A 23,660-nucleotide genomic window follows, 5' to 3' on the forward strand; every position below is an offset into this window, starting at 1 on the left:
TCGCGTTGCATCGAATTAAACCACATGCTCCACCGCTTGTGCGGGCCCCCGTCAATTCCTTTGAGTTTTAATCTTGCGACCGTACTCCCCAGGCGGTCAACTTATCGCGTTAGCTACGTTACGAAACATTTTAATATGCCCCACAACTAGTTGACATCGTTTACGGCGTGGACTACCGGGGTATCTAATCCCGTTCGCTACCCACGCTTTCGCACCTCAGCGTCAGTTTTAAGCCAGGAAGGCGCCTTCGCCACTGATGTTCCTCCTAATATCTACGCATTTCACTGCTACACTAGGAATTCCCCTTCCCTCTCTTAAACTCTAGATTGCCAGTATCGGATGCAGTTCCCAGGTTGAGCCCAGGGCTTTCACAACCGACTTAACAGTCCGCCTACGCGCGCTTTACGCCCAGTAATTCCGAATAACGCTTGCACCCTCTGTATTACCGCGGCTGCTGGCACAGAGTTAGCCGGTGCTTCTTCTAAAGGTAACGTCAAGCAATATCGATATTAGCGATACTACCTTCCTCCCAATTGAAAGTGCTTTACAACCCTCGGGCCTTCTTCACACACGCGGCATGGCTGCATCAAGGTTTCCCTCATTGTGCAATATTCCCCACTGCTGCCTCCCGTAGGAGTCTGGGCCGTGTCTCAGTCCCAGTGTGGCTGATCATCCTCTCAAACCAGCTAGAGATCGTCGCCTTGGTAAGCTTTTACCTTACCAACAAGCTAATCTCACTTAGGCTCATCCAATAGCGATAGCTTACAAGTAGAGGCCACCTTTACTCCGTAGAGCACATTCGGTATTAGCATGCGTTTCCACATGTTGTCCCCAACTATTGGGTAGATTCCTAAGCATTACTCACCCGTCCGCCACTCGACGCCTAGAGAGCAAGCTCTCTATCGTTTCCGTCCGACTTGCATGTGTTAGGCCTGCCGCCAGCGTTCATTCTGAGCCAGGATCAAACTCTTCAGTTTAATCTTGCTAGATATATTTAAATTCCGTCTCCGGATATAAACACTCGGAATTGACAAGTTTGCATGATAAATAAATAAATTTATTACCAGTTACATATTTGTCAGTTTTCGAGATTTTTTATGCGTACTCACTTAAGAAGTTTCCACATAAATTATCTCTGAATTACCATATTTTTAAAGAACTTATCCACAACCTAGTCACTGTTGATTTCAAACCGTGACTCGTTGGTAGGCCGCGTATTCTAGAGAAGCTAAAATCTTTTGTCAAATGTTTTTTCAAACTTTTTTCAAAAAATTTTCATCACATTCAAACCAGAATCGCGATGGTTAACTGCTTGCTTTTAAAATTCAATCAAGAAACAAAATCCTCAATCAAATCAAACAATTAACACCAATTTTTTTCATCTCTGAGAAGGCTTTGTTTCCGCTGCCCCTCAAGACAGGTGCGTATTCTAGGGATTTCTAAAATGAACGCAAGTCTTTTTTTACAAAATATTGAAAAAAGTTTAAATTAATTTCAACTCCATTACTTACCCACAAAAACATCCTCTTTATACAAACTTATCCACAGATTTATTCACAAAATACGCTTTAAACTCTTTTTATTCCCCTAACCAATCCTGACCGGCCGGTAAATGAATCCATTCATTAGGCTTCCATAAACCAAATAACCCATTTTGAATGTTTTCAAAACGGGTTTATATAAAGTCGCTAAGTTTTAAATGCTTATTATTGAATCGTCACAGGTATCAACTTTGGCTCTTTCCAAGGTCCAGAAATTTTATATTTAAATGTCACTAACTCTTCATTCACTTTTGGAAGTACCTTCATTAAAGTATACACAGCAATAGCTGCAAAGGGATTCACTGCACCGGCAGCAGCAGCTATAGTTGGAATTGAACTGCCTAGCGATGGTGTGACTTGCGCACGCATATCAAATGTTTCATTTTTTAGAGAGAGCAAACCATTTACTTCAACCTGTGCGGAAGGCGCATTTACATTTAAGCTTTTTAGTTTGACAGTTTGATGATCGAATTCACCTTTTGCATTAATCTCATCAAATACGAATCCTTTCGTTGTTATATCTTTTAAATCTAGTTTTAATCTACGCATAATCGATTCAACACTTAACAAGCCTAACAATCTTGCTAAACCTGGCTCAACGTCCTCAATAACACCATCTTTTACTTTAAAGTCCACCGGTCCTTTTAATTTCTGAGAATCAAAACAGGCTAAATCTCCTTGCCAACTGAGCTGCAACTTCCCTTTTACCTCTTTTCCAGTAAACCCTTTATTAATTCCTAAATAATTGGTGAGAGCTTGAACCTTAGATGATGTCAAAAATAGGACTAACGAACTAACCGCACGATCACTTCTAAAAGAGTAAGCACCTGAAATATGACCTGCACTCTCTCCCAAGGTTCCATTAATTCCAGTTGCTAAGTAACCCTCACTATGCGGAGACAACTTAAAATTTAAATCCTTTAACCAATAATCTTTAAAACGAAGTTGCTTTGCAGAAAAATAAATTTCAGGAATATCTTGCGCAACAACGGATTCTGAACAAATTAGTGAAATGTCTTTTTTACTTTTATTTGGATTCAATTCAATCGTTCCAACTTGAACATTTAGACTTGAATCTGCTTTTTTAACAATTGCAATATCGGCTTTAGGACCTACTAACCGGAAAACCAATTCCTCTTCTCTGGGCTGCCAGCTTAACTGAGATTTAGGAAACTCATAGGAATCAAAGCTAAGCTTTTCAATCTCAAGACGACTATTTCCCCAATTTACAACATAACTAGAATCATTAGATTCCTTTAAATAGCTTTGCTGAAACTGCTTTGAATACTTCCACCATTCATCAATCGAAAACTGATGAATAAACCCTTTTATGGTTAAATAATCACTGAATTGACCATCAAAATTCTCCCATGCAGATAAATGGTCTGCTTGATTCGCCAGCAACACTGTTCCATTTATTGTTTTCTTACCTGATTGGTCTGAAACTTGAATCGCTGCTAAACCGGTAGATTCAGACTGAAAATTTAAGATCAGTTTGTTTTCTTCAACAATGCCTTTAACCGTTAAAGGCGCGTTCAAATCATTTTTTGAAAGCGGCGAAGGCATACCACTAGCGGACTTATGCCAATTTACCCTCCCCAAAACAGAAATATCCAATTCTGCTTGATAAGGAATGTCTACATTCGCAGACCACGCAACAGGGTCAATAAACAGTAACTCATTTTGATCAACCGCCTCACCTGCAATCTCAAGACCTAAGCTTGCTTGATCACCATCTAATTTAATATCGACAGGCCCATTTAAGGTTTGCCCTTGCAAATACCCCTTTACAGACTCTCTTTGAATCTGAATTTGTCCCTGTATAGCTGAAATTTTTGGCAAATCATAAATAAGTGCTCCAACCTGCTTCAATTCAATAGCAATATCAACTTGCGACACTTTCTCTTTATAACCAGACACCGGAACCCAAATCGATTGGATATCAAACACGCCTTCACCAGTCAATATTAAAGACTCACTCAAAAAGTCATTAAATTTTTGTGTTTTTACAAGAGGAGACGCTTGAAGATACTCAACAGCCGATTTTATTTCACCTTCAGCTTGGCCAGAAATTTCAACCGCTATATCTTTTTCCCGCAAATCCGAAATGGCCACGCTCACTTGTTTTGCAAACAATTCTTCGTTTAAAGCAACCTTAGCAGTTGTGAAATTCAAACCAAATTCTTGCAACAAAAAATTAACATCAAAATTCTGTAGGCTCTTCCAATTTGAATCAAAGTTAAGTTGCGCAGACTTGATGACACCAGACATTTCAAATCCATGACCATTAGTCAAAAACTCTTCAAATGGTGCATCAATAGAAATACGAGCCTTTAGAGCCTCGCCATCTATTTGACTATTCTTCAACCATTTCTGAAGAGGCTGCCCCATCCATACATATGGCAAATACTCCATGACAATCTTGGCACGATTCGATTCAAAGCTAGAATCAAACGATATCTTTGAGTTATTCATTCGAGCACTGTTGATCGCTAGATCAAACTCATCAATCGCTAGATGGAATGGCTGCACACGCCAGTGTGTCGGTGAACGCCAATCTATAACAATTGATGAGGTCGGCTGAATTTTAATCGCATCCTTATGAACTCGAGTATCAACTAACCAAACCGGCTTAGATGTCTGCAAAATAACCTCAGAACCTGTTTTATCAAAAGTCAGTTCTTCTATCGCTAAACTAGGAAAATCGGTTAATGGCACCGCTAATTCTTTCAAATAGAAATGTAAATTTTTCAGTTCAAGAGTTTGCCAGTTAAGTTTGCCAGAAAGATTTTGGATGGATAAATGCGCTGTTTTTCCGAAAAGGTTAGCTATTTTAGGATCACTAATGAGTGCCTGCGTAATCACTTTAAAAGGTTCAATATTTAAGCTTTTCGCATCGAAGTCAATAAAATCATCATCAACTTTCAACTCAATTGGCGAAATCGACTCTAAATATTTTTGATCTAACTGAAGGCCTAACAGTTGAATATGCCAATCATCTTGACCTACAAAAAGCACATCATTTTCTAGAACCCATTCAAGCTTTGCTCCCGCAGAATTTGGAAGAAGCTCATCATTTTGAGGCCAGTCGAATGAGCTACCGTTCAAGTTCATTTCTATTTTTGACAGCTTTGAATTTTGAAAGTTTGCTTTTGCTTCAACAAGAACATCTCCTTTGGGAAGAATAGCCTGCCATTCTTCAGGTAACAGAGATACCAACCCTTGAATCTTTACCGGCCGGTAAGAAACCAAATTTAATCGACCATCTCCAATTCCCCCAAAAGAATTTTGACTGGCGTTTAACGTTAAACTAAATGGTTCATAATCCAACACCTCACCATATTTCATACCAAACTCTGATACTAATGAAATCCTTGAAGATTTGGCCAATTCAAAACTTTTTAAATGTATACCGGCCGGGTATTCTTGCTGAAGAGTAAGCCGAACATCTTTAATCGAAACTTGTTTCCACAAGCTTCGAATAGTGGATGGGATTAATAGTTTTTGATGTAAATCTTCTCGACTAACCGAAAGTTGAGCCAGCTTACTTTCGGAAGAGTTTACAAACGATGAGCGCTTCTCAAGCGAAGCATTTTCAACATAAAGATAGTCACCAGCCGCAGCCGCAGGAAGTGCAAAAGAAAAAAGATTGATATCGGCTGACAGTTTTTCAGCGTCAAAGTGAAAACGCTCTGAGTTAAGAGAAACATTTTTCGCTTCAAATTCAAAACCGAGCCAATGTTGGTCGAGCGCCAAAGATTCATAGCTCAATTCCACGCCAATGAAACTTTTAACGGCAGAGGTAAATTGTTCAGGAGCATATTGAAGCCAAGTCAAAAAACCACGAGTAATCAGTAAATACACAATAAATAGTGCAAAAATGACCTCTAAAAATCTGTATGTGAACTTAACCAATTGAGAAACCTCTCACTTATGCCCTTAGCATGCTAAGAATGATCGTTAGAGTTTCCATTTGTTTGGAATGGGAACATCTAACGTAATCAATTACATCATCACAACATCATATTGCTCGGCCGCATAAGAACTTTCCGCTTGAAAACGAATACTCTTATTTAAAAATGCCTCAAGCTCCGCAACACTGCTCGACTCTTCATCCATAATTTGTGAGACCACTGATTCTGCAGCAATCACTCGATACTGTAATGCATCAAATGAACGCGCCATTCGGGTAATTTCACGGAAAATTTCATAAGCCACCGTTTCAGCCGTTTTGACAGAACCTCGTCCACTACAGACAGGACAAGGCTCACACAAGGTTCGCTCTAAACTTTCACGCGTGCGTTTGCGCGTCATTTCCACCAAACCAAGACTTGAAATACTACTTATTGACGTTTTAACACGATCCTTCGCTAACTCTTTTTCTAAAGCGGACAAAACATGCTGCTGGTGTTGCTTATCTTCCATATCAATAAAATCAAGAATGATAATACCACCTAAGTTTCTCAACCGAAGCTGACGAGCAATGGCCTGCGTGGCTTCAAGATTAGTTCGGTAAATTGTCTCTTCTAAATTCTTATGTCCGACAAAGGCCCCAGTATTGACATCAATGGTGGTCATTGCTTCTGTTTGATCAATAATCAAATAGCCGCCTGACTTCAAATTCACTCGTTTGTGCAGAGCGGTTTGAATCTCCTCTTCAATATTATATAAATCAAAGATCGGTCGCTCACCTTGGTACAAGCCCAAACGATTCAAACACTCAGGGACATACATTTCTACGAATCCCTGCATTTTCTTCAAGGTTTCTGTGGAATCCACACGAATTTTTTCAATCTGATCCATTGGAACATCGCGAAGAATCCTCAAATAAAGCGGTAAATCTTCATAAATAATAGTTGGCTTTCTTGATGCACGCGTTTTCTCTTGAATATCCCCCCAAAGGCGTTGCAGATACATCATGTCAGCACGCATTTCATGAAAGTCTACGCCTTCAGCAACGGTGCGGACAATAAACCCACCTTCAGATGATTCAAATTCTGGAATCTGTTTAACAACTTCTCGCAAACGTTCACGTTCTTCTGATGAATCAATTTTCTGAGAAACACCGAGCGTTTTTTCAATTGGCATGTAAACCAGCATTCTAGATGGAATCGTCACTTGCATCGTAATCCGAGCACCTTTACTTCCTAAAGGGTCCTTAACGACTTGCACCATAATCTTTTGTCCAGGATGCAAGAGTTTTGCAATATCCTCACATTGCTCATCCTCACACCCCAAAGCCTGATGACACACATCCGAAACATGCAAAAACGCGGCACGTTCAAGCCCAATGTTAATAAATGCTGCTTGCATACCCGGCAAAACTCGATCCACTTTACCCATATAGATATTGCCAACTAAACCACGCTTGTTCGCTCGCTCCACCCAAACTTCTTGCAAAACGCCATTTTCTACCCAAGCAACCCGAGTTTCATTTGGAGTAACATTGACTAAAATTTTTTCTTCATTGTGCATCGTTGTAGCCTTTATTTTATGTGTGCACACATAAGTTTTTTATTTTTATTTAACTCTTCGAATCAATAATTCAAATTATAAAATTCTGTTTGCTTCAATAATTGTTCAAGCTCATAAACCGGTAACCCCATCACCGCATGGTAGCTGCCTTTTATTTCTGTAATCCACCGAGCCGCATAGCCCTGAATCGCATAAGCACCCGCCTTATCATAAGCCTCATCCGTCAGCAAATAACGTTCAACGTCTTCTGGCTCAAGAGCACAAAAGCTCACTTCAGTTTTATTGACGGCCACATGAATAGTATCATTATGCGCTAAGGCGACAGCTGAATAAACTGCGTGAGTTTGATTGGATAATGTTTGCAATATTTCGCGAGCATCTTCTTGATCTTTAGGCTTACCCATCACTTTATTTTCACAGAAAATTAATGTATCACCTGCAATCACGTAACCGGCCGGTGAAACACCGTGCTGCTGAATTGCCGACTGTGCTTTTTGTTCAGCCAAGCGTGCGACCAATTCTCTCGGCGGTGCTATAGAGTCGATTGACTCATCAATTTCAGCAGAAACCACATCAAACTGAATCCCCATCATATTTAAAATCTCTTGACGACGAGGGGAGTTGGAAGCGAGATAAACCCTTTTCAAAACAAAACCTATCAGAACCGAAAAATAAATTAATACGCCATTCTACCCTCTCCTTCGGTAGAATGTTGCGAGCTTAAGAGTTCATTCATAAGTTTTTAAAATTTGTGCAAAATAAAGGTTGAAATGGTGATAGATATGGAGCTTGGTAAAGAGCTAGACAAAGTTGTTGAAGATCATAGACCAGAAAACTTACAGGAATTGTTTTCAGCAATTCATGTCGCAGAATTACCATTCTTCTCGATACTGGTAAAGCCGACCGCAATTCCTTGGATAATCTTCATCCCTAAAGCACCTCTCACCAACACCAGCGCAATGCTTATGCTGAACGGTCAGATTTTAAAAATAGCGAATGGCTTACAAGCGCAAGGCCGTGGCCATTACAACTTTGCTAAGATTGGCAACAAAAGTGAATGGCTGCACTTTCACCTAGTTTTTCGAAATGAAAACGATGAAGCTTGGCCTGATCCCATTTGGTGTCATGAACCACTCACCGAGAATGAACGCATGGCGCAAGCTCTGGTAAAACAAATCAAAATCGTTTTACAAGATGGGGATGACACGGGAATTTAATCAAAACTTTAGCACATGCTTCAATCAAGATGATTTTCTCAGCCACTGGTATGACTTTGGAGTTTGTGCATATAATTTAAACGCAATAAAAAAGAATACAGCAATAAACATCTCTAAAACTTCCTCTATATGCGAAGCGTGTTGAGTAAACCAATTGCTGATTTCAAAGCCAACCCCATGCAGTTTACGCTCCAAACCATCTAACGTCTTAGAAGCCACAACACACCCAATCCCTAGATAAATACCAACCATGTAAGCCTCCGGCTTTAACACACTTTTTAGCAACGGCATAAAGTGATGATAAAGCGTCCGAGCCACCGCATAGATTAAGATCAATAACACCAAGCCCCCAATTACCTTCTGCAAAATCGGCACTTGATCTGACACCAAAAATTTACTCTTTAAAATCCCAATTTCTGTAAAACGCTTATCAAAGTCCAGCTCTCGAAGAGTAAACATAAAAAGAATCATTAAAAAATAATGATATTTTTTTGCATAATCCCAAGTAAATTTCTTGAAAACATATGCCAAGACCAACAAATAACTGACGGCGGCGACAATTTCAATCGGACCACTTTCGCTTAACATAGACTTCGATAATTCATTCGGGGCAGCTAAGATAGCGCCAACCATTAACAGCAAAAGAAAGATGGCTGATAGGTATAATTTTTTTGCATTTGATGTCATAGACTTCCTTCTAAAAAGTAAATTGCTAATGCATATATAGTTGAAAACAAAGAGCAAGGATAATAACTTTTGGTAACTCAAACCGCTAAAGGTAAATGCTTTCCATCCTTTTCAATGGCACTTGAATCAAGATTCGTAGATTTCTGAGATCCAAGAAGCTTGTCGATATTTGTCATAGGGGCCATTCATCACATCTTTCGGATCAGGTTTACCATGAAAAAGAACAATACTGACTCCGTGTGGGTAAGGCACACTACCTTTGGGTAAGAAGGTTTGAAAATGCCTCCGCAATAGCTTTCCTAAACGACCAAAGGAGTACTTAGTCTTGGCATTCAAATCAATTTTATATGATTTGATAAGTGTTTTCGGATAGATAACTGCATCTTTAAAGACATATTCAATCCAGTCTTGGTCACCATGCATCTGCTCAACAATCCAAGATTTCTGCACCCAAAAAGAGTCCCAAATAAAACTATATTGGTTGGCGGTAAAACACATCACCGAACTGTTATAGCGCTTTTCGTTAATATCAGATGCTATGCAAAACCTTTCGCTGTGCTCAACCAGAGCATCTAACGGGCCCGTAATAACAATATCCAAATCAAGAAATAAAACTCTGTCCTCAGCAGACAACCCCAAAAAACCTTTCTGAAAAATTAACAGCTTATACCACCACCCTTGTAAACCAATGTCCGCAAGATTCTCAATCAAGACTTCATCATCAATTCCTTGAGAATTTTCAGTCATGCAATGAAACTCAAAAGGGATATTGAGGTTATTTTTGACCATTTTATAAAGACGGTTCACGTAATCGGGGCCGTACTTAGTTCCCCATTTTAAGCAAATAACATGAAGCATATCTCATCCATAAAATTAAGAGATTAAATCTTGTAAAACACTGTCCATCGGATCACTCTCATCGACCAGAGCCTCAATGAGAACCCTTTGCTTAAGAAGCTTAACGGATAACAGAGCTGTAGAGGGAGCTGAAACTACACAGCTAAACGATAATATCGGCAACATCAATTCCAACGGCAAGTTTGAAGGTAGTAAATCAATCGAACTTGCTTGCAACCTCGATACACCATTCTTTAACCATTCAAAATCAGAGACATCCCTAGGATGTTTTTTGACCGCTATATTTTGCCAATCAGAAGTATTTAGATAATCAATATATTGCTGTCGCAAAGCCTTACCTAAGTTTGATGGATGAGGCAAAATCACCAGCAAGTCGAAAGATTTTTGTAACAATAACTCTTCTTCAGCTGACACAAACTCATTTAGCAAAGGTCTTAAATTAGAACTTGAATAATATTCCAGAGGAATTTTATGCACATCCACATTTTGATTAAGAAGCTTGCACGCCTTTTCGGGTTTCAGCAGCCAACCCTCAGTGATCCAATCACTGGCACCAACAGTGACTGGGTGTTTCCAATCAACCGGATACATTAAACGCTTAATCCAAGAATCTAAAACTCGATCTCGCCAGGTCCGAGAACGCTGGCGACAAGTGTAACTAAATAAACCCTCATCTAAATAAATCCCTTTAACGCTAGGTTTATACCTTACCGCTTCCGTCATAACGCATTGAAACTCAATCCTGCGATCGCTTCCCACAAACACTTGATCAGGTTTTAGTTTCGCAATAATTTTCTGAATATCTTGAATTTCATCCAAACGTCTTCGCCATTTTTGCCAAGCCCCTTTATATTTTCCATGAAACCCCCAAGCCTGCTTAAAGGGCGAATTTTCTAATTTAGCCAATGCTTGTAAAAATGGGTTTTCCTGACCATAAGTAAAATCGACGTACAACAAATAGCTCTCTTCATCTTGGCGATCTGTAGCAAACACAAAGCTATTCAGAAAATTCCATGGTGTTGCAACAATATAAACGGAACAAATACTCACTAAAATCCTCTTAGCTTGCTGCCATACGATTGATAGATAATAATTTCCCTGTCATCAGAGCCATTAAAATTAAAAACGGCATGGTGCTTTGATTCAAATGGAACATAGTAATGCTCAAGAAAAAGTCCAGATATAAAAATACACTCACTGCACCAGCAACCGCAAGCGATTTCACTTCCAAATTACAAGAAACTAAACGTTTTGAAAAAAATCGTAAAAATGCCCACATCATGACTACTAGAGCGATAAATCCAACGACACCATGAAACGCTAAAGCTTGCAGGTATTGATTGTGCAAATGCTCGTAATGAATAAGCTCTGGAGTAATTGCTGCTTCACGAATTAAACGCTGCAACTCTGGCAGATAATTAACTTCCCCAAATCCAAGCAACGGGTTTTCAAGAAATAAACGCCAACCTAATTGCCACATTTCAAAGCGTAACCCTAAAGAAGTGTTGGGATCATCCTCTAAAAAATAACTCTGTAAACTCTGTATGGTTAATAGCACTCTATGTTGAAAGGGTGTATCAAAAAAAAGAACAAACAATGTAATCAAAATTACAAAGGCTGCGGCACCCCAATAAAGTAAAGCCTGTTTTTGATAGATTTTCGCGAAGTGAAACAACACAAAAAAAAGTGCAAATGGTATCGCAACCCAACCGCCACGAGAACCACTTAGAATAGAAATCATCACGCCTGCTAAAAAGCCAAGCAGTAAAAAAATTGACCAACCCCATTTAGCCTTGACTTGCAAACCTTGTGCCCAAATAGTACCGGCCAGACTCACAAAACCAAACAGCAAGGATACATTCCCATAATACAGGGGGTGATCAAAAACATCGGTAGAAAGTCGACCTTCAAAATTATAGTTACCGCCGCTCCATAGTGCATAAACTAGGTTACTAATGGAAGCGATAGCAACCATTCCCCAAAAATACTCAATTCGAAACGGCATCCTAGACAAGAACAGGATAATGAGGCTAAAAAACAGAAATTTTACAGGCTCTTCAAGTAAAGATACCTGCTCAGAATGCACCACAAAACCCAATAGAAAAGAAAGAAAATAAAACACAAGCGTGCCAGAAATCCAAAGCTCTTCCCTAGAAAATTGCCCCCGTATTGACTTACCTTGCTTAGCAATAAAAACAAAACTTGCCAACAACAAGACCAACGGTAGTAAATTGAGCATTCTATCAAATGTAAAAAACACAGCACCGTACAGGAGCAATAGAGCCTGAAACGCAAACGAAAGGACTCTTTGAGCTGGCATTATCAAAATAAAAAAGTTTCCTAAGGTAAAATGAATCCCTCAATCGTCAAACAGGAAATCATAAAACGTGTCATTAAAAAAAGAATTTGCAAAAATGTTCTTTCCTTGGAAAAACTGGGCAACAGTTCAATGGAGGTACTATTTCGGTTCTTATACTTCTTCGCCAAGTAAAGGGGTTATTGCATCCCTGACCTCTTATCCGGCACGCTTTAAAAGCTTGCATTTAACGCTTAAGTCACTGGCTCAACAAAAGGTATCCGCGGAGAAAATTCTTTTATGGATTGCCCATGAAGACAAAGCACTGCTGCCAAAAAATGTTCTAAAGCTTGAAGAACAAGGCTTAGTTGAAATTCAATTTACCGAAGATACGAGATCCTATAAAAAAATAATTCCGGCTTTAGAAAGTTTTTCCAAAAAAACTATTATCACATTTGATGACGATGTATTTTATCCTCAAAACGCCATTTCAATGTTATTAGCGTTGCATGAAAGACACCCTACAAAAGTCATTGCTAACCGTACACATACAATTACCACAGATCCGGCCGGTAACATTTCGTCTTACCAACAATGGCAAAAAAATGCTCAAAATCTTGAATGTACTCACCACACCTTCCAAACAGGTGTCGGCGGAGTGCTCTATCCACCGAATGTTTTCCTTCCTGAAGTCACAAATAAAACACTCTTTAAACAACTTACACCGCATGGCGATGATATTTGGCTTTACTGGATGATGCGTTTAAATGGTAAGGTTGCACTCAAAACAGACAATGATTTTGAATTTTACCACTGGCCATTCTCACAAAAATTTGCACTCTATAAACAAAATGTCCGACAAGATGGTAATGATATCCAAATTCAAGCCATGCTCAAACATTTCGGCAATCCGTTGGCCATGCCTATTGAAGCAAACACTTCTCACGAAGATAAAATCGCTTGATACACCCGATAATTGCCTACCACCATTTGGCTAACAGAAAATTTTTCTCTCATCAATTTCTGAGCATTATCAGCAAACTGGCGGCGAAGGGCTTCATCTTCAATCACACGCATGATGGCATTTTGCAAACTCATTGTTTCTGCCGGTGGAACTAACAAACCATTCACGTTATCCTCCACCGCTTCAGGAATCCCACCAACAGCGCTAGCAACTATTGGCACACCTTGCTGAGAAGCTTGCAGCAAAGAGACTCCTAGCCCTTCCATTAAGGCCGGGTGCACCACTAAATCCAAACAACCAAACAGCGCCGGCATATCTTGCACAAATCCTGCGAATTGCACTGTATCTTGCAACTTCAAACGCTCAATTTCCATTTCCAGTTCTTGGCGGTATTTTCCCTGCCCAAAGAAAATTACTTTGATATTCGGATGCGTCTTTAATAATTCAGGCAAAATTTGAAGTAGATACTTATGCCCTTTTCTTTCAATCAATTGCGCGACCACGCCAATCACGAACGCATTTTCAGTCAGATTAAATCGTTGTTGAAATTTTTGAGCATGACAACTGGAAGTGGCATCATCAGCCAAGGCACTTCGCACCGTAATGACATGCAACTTTGATAAACCCTGCGATAAAAGCACTTCTCGAATCCCGTCTGATATGGTAATTACCTTTTGATAAAGACCATATTTCCACTTTGTCACCCAGCGACTTTCTGGGTTATCCACACGACGAGAAATCACCGCTGGGACTTTTGCAAGTTTTGCAGCAAGTCCACCAAATACATCTGCCCCCCGGCGGCTGTGAATATGCACCAAATCAGGCTGCACCGACTGAATCACTTTTTTGATTCGCCAAATGAGACCAATATCCAAGTCTCCACCGGCCGGTATCTCTATCACCTCAAAGCCTTGTGACTGCATTTCTTTGGCAATCGCACTGCCTCTGGTGGCCAATAAAACATTTTCCACGCCAAAGTCGTCACGCAATCCGCGCATAATGAACGTGACTTGCTTGGCACCGCCATAAAGGTGCTTACCTAATTCAATATGCACAATTCTCATTGCAATTTCTGCCATTCATTCGCCACAAGTTCTGGGGTAAGAGATTGCATGCAATCAAACCGGCCTTCGCAGGTCGGATTGCGACGACATGGCGAGCAATCCATTTTTTGATATAACACCTTAGACTTTCCAGACCGTGTATCCGAATAAGGTAAAGTCGAACCAAAAAGAGCGAGAGTCGGTTTATTTTCAGCAATTCCCATATGCGTCAGTCCGGTATCAACACCAATCACGCCACTCGAATGACGAATCACCGCAATAGCTTCTTGTATCGAAGTTTTGCCAACCAAATTCACCACATTTTCTGGCATGGACTGCATTAAATCTTCTGCCGCTTCAATATCACCTGGCCCACCTAAAACGGCAATCTTAAAAGACTCTTTTTCACCGGCCGGTACTTGTGCCCCTAGGGGTAGAATCTTCGTGAGCTGTTGCCAAGATTTATTAAACCAATGTTTTTGAGGCCGAGTAGTAAAAGGGCAAAACACCATATAATTTTCACCGAGTAGCGATTGAATATTTGCCCAATTAGGCGTATTCAGTTTTGAAGGCAAATTCATCGAAAAATCAAGGCGCATATCCCCCAAAAATTGTGCCATCGCTTGATATTCAGAACTGATCAACTCGCCATCCACAGCACTGCCGTCAACAACTTTATCCATCCACCTCTGCGATCCTTCACGAGAATTCAGTCCGAATTTACGCCAAGCCTCAGACCATTTAACAATCGCCCCACTTTTCGCCAAACCTTGTAAATCAATCGCCAAATCAAACTTTTTTGCACGTATATCACGTTTAAACGCTCGAATTTCTTGCCAAAGTGACCACCATTGAAAAGTTTTAAACGCTTTTTTCCACTTTCCTTTGGGGACAACAATTATCTCATCCAATAAATCATGTCCTTGCAAAACATCTGCAAATTCAGGTTGGACAACCCAGCTAATCTTCGCGTCAGGGTAAAGTGATTTAAGAGACTGAAGAATAGGCGAAGCCATAACAATATCGCCCATTGCACTCATACGAACTACTAGAATTTTTTTTACAGATGCACTCATAATGCCAAGATAACCACGAGGAATTTTTAATCAATTAGGAATGATGGCTATAATACCGGTTTCAATCTGCTAAACGATACAAATTTACGTCCAACACCAAAAAGGTTTCCCTTGATTGCCGACCCGAAAACCATCGCACTTTATAAGCGTTTATTAACCTATATCCGCCCCTATTGGAAGGCTGTGGCGATTACGATTGTTGCACTATTTATCACTGCGGCTATGACACCGTTGCTACCCGCACTTTTAAAAGATGTCGTGGATGAGAGTTTGATTGCAAAAAATGAAGAAGCGATTACAACCATCCCTTTGTTGATTATTTTGATTTTTATGGTTCGAGGATTTGCCGAATATGCCAGTAAAGTCGCTGGAGAATGGGTTGCCCACAAAGCTATTCAAGCCATTCGTTCAGAATTATTTGCCAAAATCCAACGCCTGAGTGAAACCACTCATCGCGAATATACCGAAGGCAAACTTCTCTCAAAAATCACCTATGACGTACCGCAAGTAGGCGCTACACTTAGCCAAGCTTGGATTGTCATCATTAAAGAATCTTTGATTGTTTCAGGGTTACTAGGCTTTTTGTTTTACACCACGTGGCAACTCACCCTATTGATTATCGTCATCGCTCCGATTGTCGCCCTTGTCTTTAACCGCGCCAGTAAACTCATGCGCAAATCCAATAAGAATATTCAAGCCAGTATGGGCGTTTTGACTCAACGATTAGGAGAGAGTCTTAAAGGTCATAAAGAAATCAAAATGTATGGTGCACAATCGTATGAACAAGCCCGATTTGATGACGCCTCGGAAACTTTCCGTAAACACACCATGAAATCTGCTCGGGTTGCAGCGGCAAACGTACCAGTCATACAATTAATTGCTTCAGTATCCCTGGCGGGAGTCATTTATGTCGCTTCAGTCATGTCTGCCAACGACCAGTTAACCACGGGTGAGTTTATTGCCTTTATCACCGCCATGGTGATGATATTCGACCCAATTCGTCGTTTGACCAATATCAACGCGACCATTCAACGCGGTATGGCCGCTGCAGAAAGTATTTTTGACGTTCTAGACCATCGAGAAGAACCCAATTCTGGCACTCAGAAACTTGAAAACAAACTATTGCCAATCTATTTTAAAAATATTGAGTTTGCGTATGGTCATGAACGTTTATTTAAAGACTTTTCATTAACAATACCGGCCGGTAAAAGTTTAGCTCTAGTTGGCTCCTCAGGAAGTGGAAAAACCACTTTGGTTAATTTGCTTACCCGATTTTATGACCCTAAAGACGGCGAAATTTTAATTGGAAACCAAAATATTCATAATGTAGAAACAACCTCTTTACGTGACCAAATCGCTTATGTCAGCCAAAACGTTGTCCTGTTTAATGACACCATTGCCGCAAATATCGCCTATGGAAAATCAGGCATTCCAGAGGAAGACATTATTAAGGCTGCCCAAAACGCACACGCTTGGGAATTTATTGAAAGTTTACCGGCCGGCTTGGATACGATGATTGGTGAAAATGGTGCCAGTCTCTCCGGTGGTCAACGTCAACGCATTGCTATCGCTCGTGCGTTTCTAAAGAATGCCCCGATTCTAATTTTAGACGAAGCAACTTCCGCACTGGACAACGAAAGCGAACGACAAATTCAATTGGCGATGGAGCAACTCAAACAAAACCGTACGGTCATTATGATTGCACACCGTTTAACCACCATTGAAAATGCCGACCACATCATTGTATTAGATCACGGCAAGTTAATAGAACAAGGAACACATCAACATTTACTCGGTAAAAAAGGCTACTACGCAACACTTTATCAAACGGGAAATCTCTCTGAATGACGACAGATCCAACTTTTGACAAACGCTTTTTAACGCCCAAATATTGGGGAATATGGCTGGGCATCGGTTGTTTGAAACTACTTAGCTGGCTTCCCTATTCAGCCAAATTCGCCACCGGCCGGTTAATTGGGCGTTTAATGTATCGAATTGCCCGAAAAAGACGCAAAATTGCTGAGAAAAATCTTGAAATCGCTTTTCCAGAAAAAACGCCTGCTCAGCGCCAACGGCTTTGCAAACAACATTTTGAATCACTCGGCATGAGTTTTTCCGAAATGGCATTAGTTTGGTACGGTGACCACAAAACAAACCATGCAAATGCCTTTGAAAGATCACTTGTGGAATTCACCGGCCGGGAACATTTGGAATCCGCACTGTCTAAAGACAAAGGGGTTTTGTTACTTTCGCCGCACTTTACCACGCTTGAACTGACCGGATTATTCCTTTCCTTCTTGACCCATTATCATGCTGTCTACCGCCCTCATAACAACCCTTTGATGGATTATTTAATTGCCAAAGGTCGCAGCATTCAATTTGATAATGGTGAAACCGTGGAACCGGTTGCCAATTCAAACACTCGAAAAATGCTCAAAATATTGAAATCAGGTGAAGCCATGACCCTTCTGCCCGATCAAAAATATCGTGCGAAAGGCACTGTTCAAGTGCCTCTTTTTAGCAAAAATTGTCCAAGTAATCCGGCAACCTCCAAAATCGCAAAACTGACTCAATGTTTGGTCGTCCCACTGTTTACACGCAGAATTCAAACCGATCAGGGAGTTCGCTATCAAGTCGAATTTTTACCGGCACTCGAAAACTTTCCAAGCGGTGATGACATTGCAGATACTGCAAGACTTCATCGACTCTATGAAACCGCGATACGCATGACTCCAGAACAATATCTCTGGGTCCACAATCGCTGGGATTTAAAACTTTAGGATTTACCATGCTCGATTTTTCAAACGCTAGGATTTTAGTCATTGGAGACGTCATGCTTGACCAATATTGGTCTGGCCCAAGTGAGCGCGTTTCCCCAGAAGCGCCTGTTCCAGTGGTAAAAATTAAAAACGATGAAGTTCGCTTAGGAGGTGCTGCAAACGTCGCCTTAAACTTGAAAGCTTTGGGGGCTCAGGTTGAAATCGCAGGCGTTATTGGAAAAGATAGTGCTGGTGAAGAATTAACCAATGCACTGAATCAGTATGGAATTTCAACTCACTTTTATCTTGGCAGTACTCCAACCATTCGTAAATTGCGCATATTGAGCCGGCATCAACAACTACTGCGCATGGACTTTGAAGAAACACTCCCACCGGAAGATAGCCTAATCTTTACAACTCAAACCCTGCCCTTGCTTAAGAACTTTGATCTCGTGTTAATTTCCGACTACGGCAAAGGATGTCTAAATGAAGTTCAAAGACTCATTCAAAAATCGAATGAACTTCAAATTAAAACCTTTATCGACCCGAAAGGTGATTGCTACGAGAAATACCGTGGAGCAACCTTAATCAAACCGAATCAGTCTGAATTTTGCCAAATCACAGGCAGCTTCAATGATGAAAATGACTTTGACATCAAAGCAGCACACCTCATCGAGAAACTAAAAATTGAACACCTTTTAGTCACCCGAAGTGAGCATGGCATGGCACTGTTCGGTAAAACCAATACACCTTACAAAATCGCGACTCGCGCTCAAGACGTCTATGATGTCACTGGTGCCGGAGATACCGTGATTGCTACCTTAGCAGCTGCTTTTGCAAACGGAAAAAACCTCCAAGAATCTGTAAATTTGGCCAATATGGCCGCCGGCATTGTCGTCGCTAAAGTCGGAACTGCAACGGCATCCATAGCAGAACTGAATGACCAATTTTCTCAATCGCAACGTCATCAAGGCTATGTCTCTCCTTCCAAAGAGCAGCTTAAGGAATTGGTTGAGCAGGCACAACAGCAGGGACAAAAAGTGGTCTTTACCAATGGTTGCTTTGATATCTTGCACTCTGGACATGTTCGCTATTTAGATGAGGCAGCCAAACAAGGAGACAAACTGATTATCGCCGTCAACACTGATGAGTCGGTGCAAACCCTTAAAGGTCCATCGCGTCCAATTATTCCTTTAGAAAACCGTATGGAACTTCTCGCGTCTTTGAGTTTTGTCGATTGGGTTGTGCCATTTTCAGAAGAAACGCCACGTGACCTGATTTGCTACTTACAACCCGATGTTTTAGTGAAAGGTGGCGACTATCAACCGCATGAAATTGCTGGCTGTGATTGTGTATGGGAAAATGGTGGAGAGGTGAAAATTTTAAGCTTTTGGGACGGTTTTTCCACCAGCAATATTGTTGAACGCATTCAAACTAGCTTGGATGACAATCGCTCAAGTCAAAATAATGCTAAAGGTGATGCATAATGTCGTTAAATTTTACGAAAATTGCCGAAGAACATCAATTGGCTATCGATTCGGTTATTGAACAACAAGATAAAATCGAACAAGCCACTGGACAGATTATCCATGCACTCAAAAATAACAAGAAAGTCTTATGGTGCGGTAATGGAGGCAGTGCAGCAGAAGCACAACACATGGCTGCAGAGTTGATGGTGAGATATGTAAAAAACCGCCAACCTTTGGCTTCGCTTGCACTGACCAACGACACCTCGATTTTAACCGCCCACCCCAATGATTACGAATTTGAAACAGTGTTTTCAAGGCAGGTTCAGGGGCTTGGACAAATCGGGGATATATTAATCGGTATGACGACTTCTGGTAAAAGCCAAAATGTACTTCAAGCTTTTCGGGTAGCTAAAGAAAAAGGGATTTTTACGATTGCGCTGGTAGGTCAAAACAGCAAACAGATAGAAGCCGATAGCGATTTAGTCATTACAGTCAAAAGTAATAAAACTGCTCGTATTCAAGAAGGCCACACATTTATTAACCATTTGATATGTGAGCTGTTAGATTTGGCATTCGACTAGAAACTAAAAAAGCCGCCAATCAATTGTTGATTTAGCGGCTTTTCTGTTTATCAGCTTGGCAGATTAATGACTAGCCGGTGCATTTGGATCAAAATCCGTCAGGATATACTCCGCACCACAATATGGACACTTCGCTTTACCTGTTTTTTCAATCGGCAAATAGACTTTTGGATGCGAGTTCCACTGACTCATTTCAGGGGTTGGGCAATGCAAAGGTAAATCCTTATGCGTGACCTCATACACCTTTTTGCTATTGGTTGAGTTTGATGCCATCTGGCTCTCCTTGGTAGCGTTAAATTTGATTAACCAGCAACGTTAGTCAGCCATTCCATGTGCTGTGGTGAGCGACCATGAACAATATCAAAATACTGTGATTGCAGCTTTTCAGTAATTGGGCCTCGAGAACCTTCCCCGATTGGACGATTATCTAACATACGAATCGGCGTCACTTCTGCAGCCGTACCGGTAAAGAAAGCTTCGTCACAAATATACACTTCGTCACGTGTAATACGCTTTTCACGCACTTCAATGCCATTTTCTTTCGCAAGCTGCATAATGGTTTTACGAGTAATTCCGTCCAAACAACAAGTCAGCTCAGGAGTGTACAGAACACCTTCCTTCACCATAAAGAAGTTTTCACCAGAGCCTTCAGCAACATATCCATCTACATCCAACAGCAAGGCTTCATCACAACCATTTGACGTCGCTTCTTGAAGTGCCAACATCGAATTCATATATTGACCATTCGACTTGGCTTTCGTCATGGTGACATTCACATGGTGACGCGTGTAAGAAGAAGTGGCAATTTTAATGCCTTTAGTCAAATTCTCCTCACCCATATAAGCGCCCCATTCCCATGCAGCAACCATGACATGTGTTTTCAGATTATCAGCACGTAAGCCCATTCCTTCTGAGCCATAAAACACCATTGGACGGATATAAGCTGATTTTAGATCATTTTCTCGAACGGCTGCGCGTTGCGCCTCATTAATCATGTCTTTATCATAAGGCATCGACATATTCATGATTTTTGCAGAATTAAACAGACGATCAGTATGTGCGTCAAGACGGAAAATCGACGTTCCCTGTTCTGCTTCATAGGCTCGAACGCCCTCAAAGACTCCCAGGCCATAGTGTAAAGTGTGTGTCAAAACATGAACCTTTGCATCCCGCCAAGGAACCATTTCACCGTCTAACCAAATCAGGCCATCTCTATCCGACATAGTTTGCATCGAATCATCTCCAAATAATTCACAAAAATTTAAACCGTCAATTTTAGCGAATTTAAGAAAAAGATGATATGAGAATTTTGAGGTTATCAATTTCACATCGAAAATTTAGAAACAAACATTTGGAAAAACCTTACATTGAAAATACACCTCAGTAAGTTTATCCACAATGACTTGAAATTTTAGTGTGGTTGGCTAAAATCAATTCTTTGTATTAATATTTACCGGCCGGCAACCATCTGAAAACGTATTTATAAGTGCTTACTCCATTCGACTTAAGCGTTTACAAATACCTTTTCAAGGTTGCTTTTTTATTTTTGGTCTTCGCAAACACATTTGCATTTTGATTAAGGAAAATTCATGTCAGACCATTTAATGAACACTTATGCGCGCCTACCTGTGCAATTCAAGAAAGGTAAAGGTGCTATCTTGAAAGACAAGCAAGGTATCAACTACCTTGATGCTCTAAGCGGAATTGCTGTTTGTAGCCTAGGGCACTCTCACCCAGCCATTAGTGAAGCAATTTGTAAACAGAGCCAGAAGATCTTACATACATCCAACCTTTATCAAATTGGAAAACAGCGAAAGCTTGCAGAAAAGCTTTTCAAGCTTTCAGGTATGGAACGTGTATTCTTTTGCAACTCTGGGGCTGAAGCCAATGAAACCGCGATTAAAATTGCGCGTAAATTCGCCAATGACCAAGGGATCACTCACCCCAAAATCATTGTTATGGAAAACAGTTTTCATGGCCGAACGCTCGCAACACTCTCTGCAACTGGCAACGATAAAGTTCATGCAGGCTTCTCCCCTTTAGTGGAAGGATTTGTACGTGTGCCATTCGACAATGTCGAGGCTATTAAAGACCTTCAAGATGATAAAGATATTGTCGCGATTTTAGTTGAACCGATTCAAGGTGAAGGCGGTGTTCATGTTCCTCAAAAGGGTTACTTAAAATCCTTACGTGAAATTTGCGATCAAAACAACTGGTTGTTAATGTGTGATGAAATTCAAACGGGTATTGGGCGAACTGGTAAATGGTTTGCACATCAGCATTGTGATATTACCCCTGATGTAATGACACTTGCCAAAGCACTAGGCAATGGCGTTCCAATTGGTGCTTGTTTAGCAGCAGGAAAAGCGGCCAATGTTTTAGCACCAGGAAATCATGGCACCACATTTGGCGGCAACCCTCTAGCTTGCGCAGCAGCACTTGCGGTCATTGATGTATTAACCATTCACAACCATATTGACCTTGTCGCAAAAAAAGGTGACATACTACTGCAACGATTCAAGGATGAACTTGAAGGCATTGAAGGCGTTGTTGATATTCGTGGTCGTGGTTACATGATTGGAATTCAACTTAACCGTAACTGTGGTGATTTGGTTATTCAAGCACTAGAAAAACGCCTACTAATCAATGTCACACGAGGTGATACCGTCCGCTTATTACCAACATTTGTTATGAGCCAAGAGCAAACAGATGAACTGGTAACGACTTTAACTCAATTAATTAAGGACTTTCTTAAAGCTTAAGAAAGCAAATTTTCTATGACTGTAAGACATTTTTTAACGCTTAAAGACCTGAATCGCGATGAGTTAACGACCATCTTAAAGCGAGGCATTGAACTCAAAAAAATGCAGAAATCCGGTGAAATTTTTGAACCTTTAAAAAATCAAACACTGGCAATGATCTTTGAAAAATCCTCGACTCGTACTCGTATTTCCTTTGAAACAGGGATGACGCAGTTAGGAGGCCATGCATTGTTTTTATCACCACGAGACACCCAACTAGGGCGAGGTGAACCGATTGAAGATAGCGCGCGCGTTATTTCTAGCATGGTCGATGGCATCATGATTCGTACCTTTGACCATGAAACCGTTGAAACCATGGCAAAGTATTCAAACGTGCCGATAATCAATGCTCTAACAGATGATTATCATCCATGTCAGTTATTGGCGGATATGCAGACCTACTATGAGCACCGAGGTAGCATTGAAGGCAAAACCGTGACGTGGATTGGTGATGGCAATAATATGTGCCACTCTTATATGAATGCCGCATCACAATACGGCTTTAAGCTTAATATTGCCTGTCCTGAAAACTATGATCCGCTAGATCGCATTATGAAAGAGAATGCCGACCACTGTGAAATCATTCGAAACCCACTAGAAGCCGCTAAAAACAGTGACTTAATTGTGACGGATGTATGGGCAAGTATGGGACAAGAAGACGAACAACGTTTAAGAGAAATCGCCTTTGCAGATTACCAAGTCAACAAAGCGGTAATGGATGCTGCAAATCCAGATGCACTCTTTATGCATTGTTTACCGGCTCACCGAGGTGAAGAAGTTACCGCCGATGTAATTGATGCACCAGACAGTGTGGTGTGGGATGAAGCCGAAAACCGGCTCCATGCACAAAAAGCACTACTTGAGTTCTTAATGGCAAAGTAAAACCTCTTTTG

Annotated in this window: 19 protein-coding genes and 1 rRNA gene (1 of these 20 cut by a window edge); 8 read left to right on the forward strand and 12 right to left on the reverse strand. The window is 40.8% G+C overall.

Going from position 1 to position 23,660, the window contains the following annotated elements; translation table 11 throughout:
- The 4 genes from D9T12_RS09640 to D9T12_RS09655 all read right to left on the reverse strand — a co-directional run.
- Positions 1 to 977: ribosomal RNA gene (locus D9T12_RS09640) — 16S ribosomal RNA — on the reverse strand (it extends 565 nt beyond the left edge of the window).
- Between the two features lie 729 nt (positions 978 to 1,706).
- Positions 1,707 to 5,456 carry a YhdP family phospholipid transporter gene (locus D9T12_RS09645; RefSeq protein ID WP_130537974.1) on the reverse strand — a complete coding sequence of 1,250 codons (3,750 nt, stop codon included), beginning with the start codon at positions 5,454 to 5,456 and terminating at the stop codon, positions 1,707 to 1,709.
- Positions 5,457 to 5,546: 90 nt separating this feature from the next.
- The gene (gene rng, locus D9T12_RS09650; protein WP_130537975.1) at positions 5,547 to 7,016 is read right to left on the reverse strand and encodes a ribonuclease G; all 1,470 of its coding nucleotides are present in this window, start codon (positions 7,014 to 7,016) and stop codon (positions 5,547 to 5,549) included.
- Between the two features lie 62 nt (positions 7,017 to 7,078).
- Positions 7,079 to 7,663 carry a Maf family protein gene (locus D9T12_RS09655; RefSeq protein ID WP_165395088.1) on the reverse strand — a complete coding sequence of 195 codons (585 nt, stop codon included), beginning with the start codon at positions 7,661 to 7,663 and terminating at the stop codon, positions 7,079 to 7,081.
- 135 nt (positions 7,664 to 7,798) lie between these two features.
- Here D9T12_RS09655 and D9T12_RS09660 point away from each other — a divergent pair, with 135 nt between their 5' ends.
- Complete coding sequence (locus D9T12_RS09660; RefSeq protein ID WP_130537977.1) at positions 7,799 to 8,233, forward strand: hypothetical protein; 435 nt, start codon at positions 7,799 to 7,801, stop codon at positions 8,231 to 8,233.
- 24 nt (positions 8,234 to 8,257) lie between these two features.
- On the opposite strand, the gene D9T12_RS09665 is transcribed toward D9T12_RS09660, so the two are convergent.
- The 4 genes from D9T12_RS09665 to D9T12_RS09680 form a co-directional block, all read right to left on the reverse strand.
- Positions 8,258 to 8,920, reverse strand: a complete 663-nt coding sequence (locus D9T12_RS09665) for a hypothetical protein (RefSeq protein WP_130537978.1) — start codon at positions 8,918 to 8,920, stop codon at positions 8,258 to 8,260.
- 126 nt (positions 8,921 to 9,046) lie between these two features.
- Positions 9,047 to 9,667, reverse strand: a complete 621-nt coding sequence (locus D9T12_RS09670; protein ID WP_130537979.1) for a glycosyltransferase family protein — start codon at positions 9,665 to 9,667, stop codon at positions 9,047 to 9,049.
- 126 nt (positions 9,668 to 9,793) lie between these two features.
- Entirely contained in the window at positions 9,794 to 10,828 is a 1,035-nt protein-coding gene (locus tag D9T12_RS09675) for a polysialyltransferase family glycosyltransferase (RefSeq protein ID WP_130537980.1), read from the reverse strand.
- Positions 10,829 to 10,838: 10 nt separating this feature from the next.
- On the reverse strand, positions 10,839 to 11,987 hold the full coding sequence (locus D9T12_RS09680) for an O-antigen ligase family protein (protein ID WP_165395089.1): 1,149 nt from the start codon (positions 11,985 to 11,987) through the stop codon (positions 10,839 to 10,841).
- 178 nt (positions 11,988 to 12,165) lie between these two features.
- On the opposite strand from D9T12_RS09680, the gene D9T12_RS09685 reads away from it, so the two are divergent.
- A complete protein-coding gene (locus D9T12_RS09685; protein ID WP_130537982.1) occupies positions 12,166 to 13,038 on the forward strand; it encodes a glycosyltransferase family 2 protein in 873 nt (290 codons plus the stop codon).
- Here the strand turns inward: D9T12_RS09685 and D9T12_RS09690 are convergent.
- Positions 13,017 to 14,117 carry a glycosyltransferase gene (locus tag D9T12_RS09690; protein ID WP_206199093.1) on the reverse strand — a complete coding sequence of 367 codons (1,101 nt, stop codon included), beginning with the start codon at positions 14,115 to 14,117 and terminating at the stop codon, positions 13,017 to 13,019. The two genes, D9T12_RS09685 and D9T12_RS09690, sit on opposite strands and share 22 nt — an antisense overlap.
- Complete coding sequence (locus D9T12_RS09695; protein ID WP_130537983.1) at positions 14,099 to 15,157, reverse strand: glycosyltransferase family 9 protein; 1,059 nt, start codon at positions 15,155 to 15,157, stop codon at positions 14,099 to 14,101. The genes D9T12_RS09690 and D9T12_RS09695 overlap by 19 nt, the downstream gene beginning before the upstream one ends.
- 111 nt (positions 15,158 to 15,268) lie before the next feature.
- On the opposite strand from D9T12_RS09695, the gene msbA reads away from it, so the two are divergent.
- The 4 genes from msbA to D9T12_RS09715 are packed head-to-tail and all read left to right on the forward strand — an operon-like array spanning position 15,269 to position 19,966.
- Positions 15,269 to 17,005, forward strand: coding sequence for a lipid A export permease/ATP-binding protein MsbA (msbA, locus tag D9T12_RS09700; protein WP_240693172.1), 1,737 nt, complete (start codon positions 15,269 to 15,271; stop codon positions 17,003 to 17,005).
- Complete coding sequence (locus D9T12_RS09705) at positions 17,002 to 17,937, forward strand: lysophospholipid acyltransferase family protein (protein ID WP_130537984.1); 936 nt, start codon at positions 17,002 to 17,004, stop codon at positions 17,935 to 17,937. The genes msbA and D9T12_RS09705 overlap by 4 nt, the downstream gene beginning before the upstream one ends.
- Positions 17,938 to 17,945: 8 nt before the next feature.
- On the forward strand, positions 17,946 to 19,403 hold the full coding sequence (gene hldE, locus D9T12_RS09710) for a bifunctional D-glycero-beta-D-manno-heptose-7-phosphate kinase/D-glycero-beta-D-manno-heptose 1-phosphate adenylyltransferase HldE (RefSeq protein ID WP_130537985.1): 1,458 nt from the start codon (positions 17,946 to 17,948) through the stop codon (positions 19,401 to 19,403).
- A complete protein-coding gene (locus D9T12_RS09715; RefSeq protein ID WP_130537986.1) occupies positions 19,403 to 19,966 on the forward strand; it encodes a D-sedoheptulose-7-phosphate isomerase in 564 nt (187 codons plus the stop codon). The genes hldE and D9T12_RS09715 overlap by 1 nt, the downstream gene beginning before the upstream one ends.
- 63 nt (positions 19,967 to 20,029) lie before the next feature.
- Here the strand turns inward: D9T12_RS09715 and D9T12_RS09720 are convergent, their stop codons facing one another.
- Both D9T12_RS09720 and D9T12_RS09725 read right to left on the reverse strand, forming a co-directional pair.
- Positions 20,030 to 20,239: a zinc-finger domain-containing protein gene (locus tag D9T12_RS09720; protein WP_130537987.1), complete on the reverse strand. Its 210-nt coding sequence runs from the start codon at positions 20,237 to 20,239 to the stop codon at positions 20,030 to 20,032.
- Positions 20,240 to 20,268: 29 nt separating this feature from the next.
- The gene (locus tag D9T12_RS09725) at positions 20,269 to 21,198 is read right to left on the reverse strand and encodes a branched-chain amino acid transaminase (RefSeq protein ID WP_130537988.1); all 930 of its coding nucleotides are present in this window, start codon (positions 21,196 to 21,198) and stop codon (positions 20,269 to 20,271) included.
- Positions 21,199 to 21,555: 357 nt separating this feature from the next.
- Between D9T12_RS09725 and D9T12_RS09730 the strand changes: the two genes are divergently transcribed.
- Both D9T12_RS09730 and argF read left to right on the forward strand, forming a co-directional pair.
- Positions 21,556 to 22,728 (forward strand): aspartate aminotransferase family protein, encoded by a 1,173-nt coding sequence (locus D9T12_RS09730; RefSeq protein ID WP_130537989.1) that lies wholly within the window; start codon positions 21,556 to 21,558, stop codon positions 22,726 to 22,728.
- Between the two features lie 15 nt (positions 22,729 to 22,743).
- Entirely contained in the window at positions 22,744 to 23,649 is a 906-nt protein-coding gene (argF, locus tag D9T12_RS09735) for an ornithine carbamoyltransferase (RefSeq protein WP_130537990.1), read from the forward strand.
- Positions 23,650 to 23,660: the final 11 nt, after the last annotated feature.

The sequence above is a fragment of the Thiomicrorhabdus indica genome (assembly GCF_004293625.1).
Classification (GTDB): domain Bacteria; phylum Pseudomonadota; class Gammaproteobacteria; order Thiomicrospirales; family Thiomicrospiraceae; genus Thiomicrorhabdus; species Thiomicrorhabdus indica.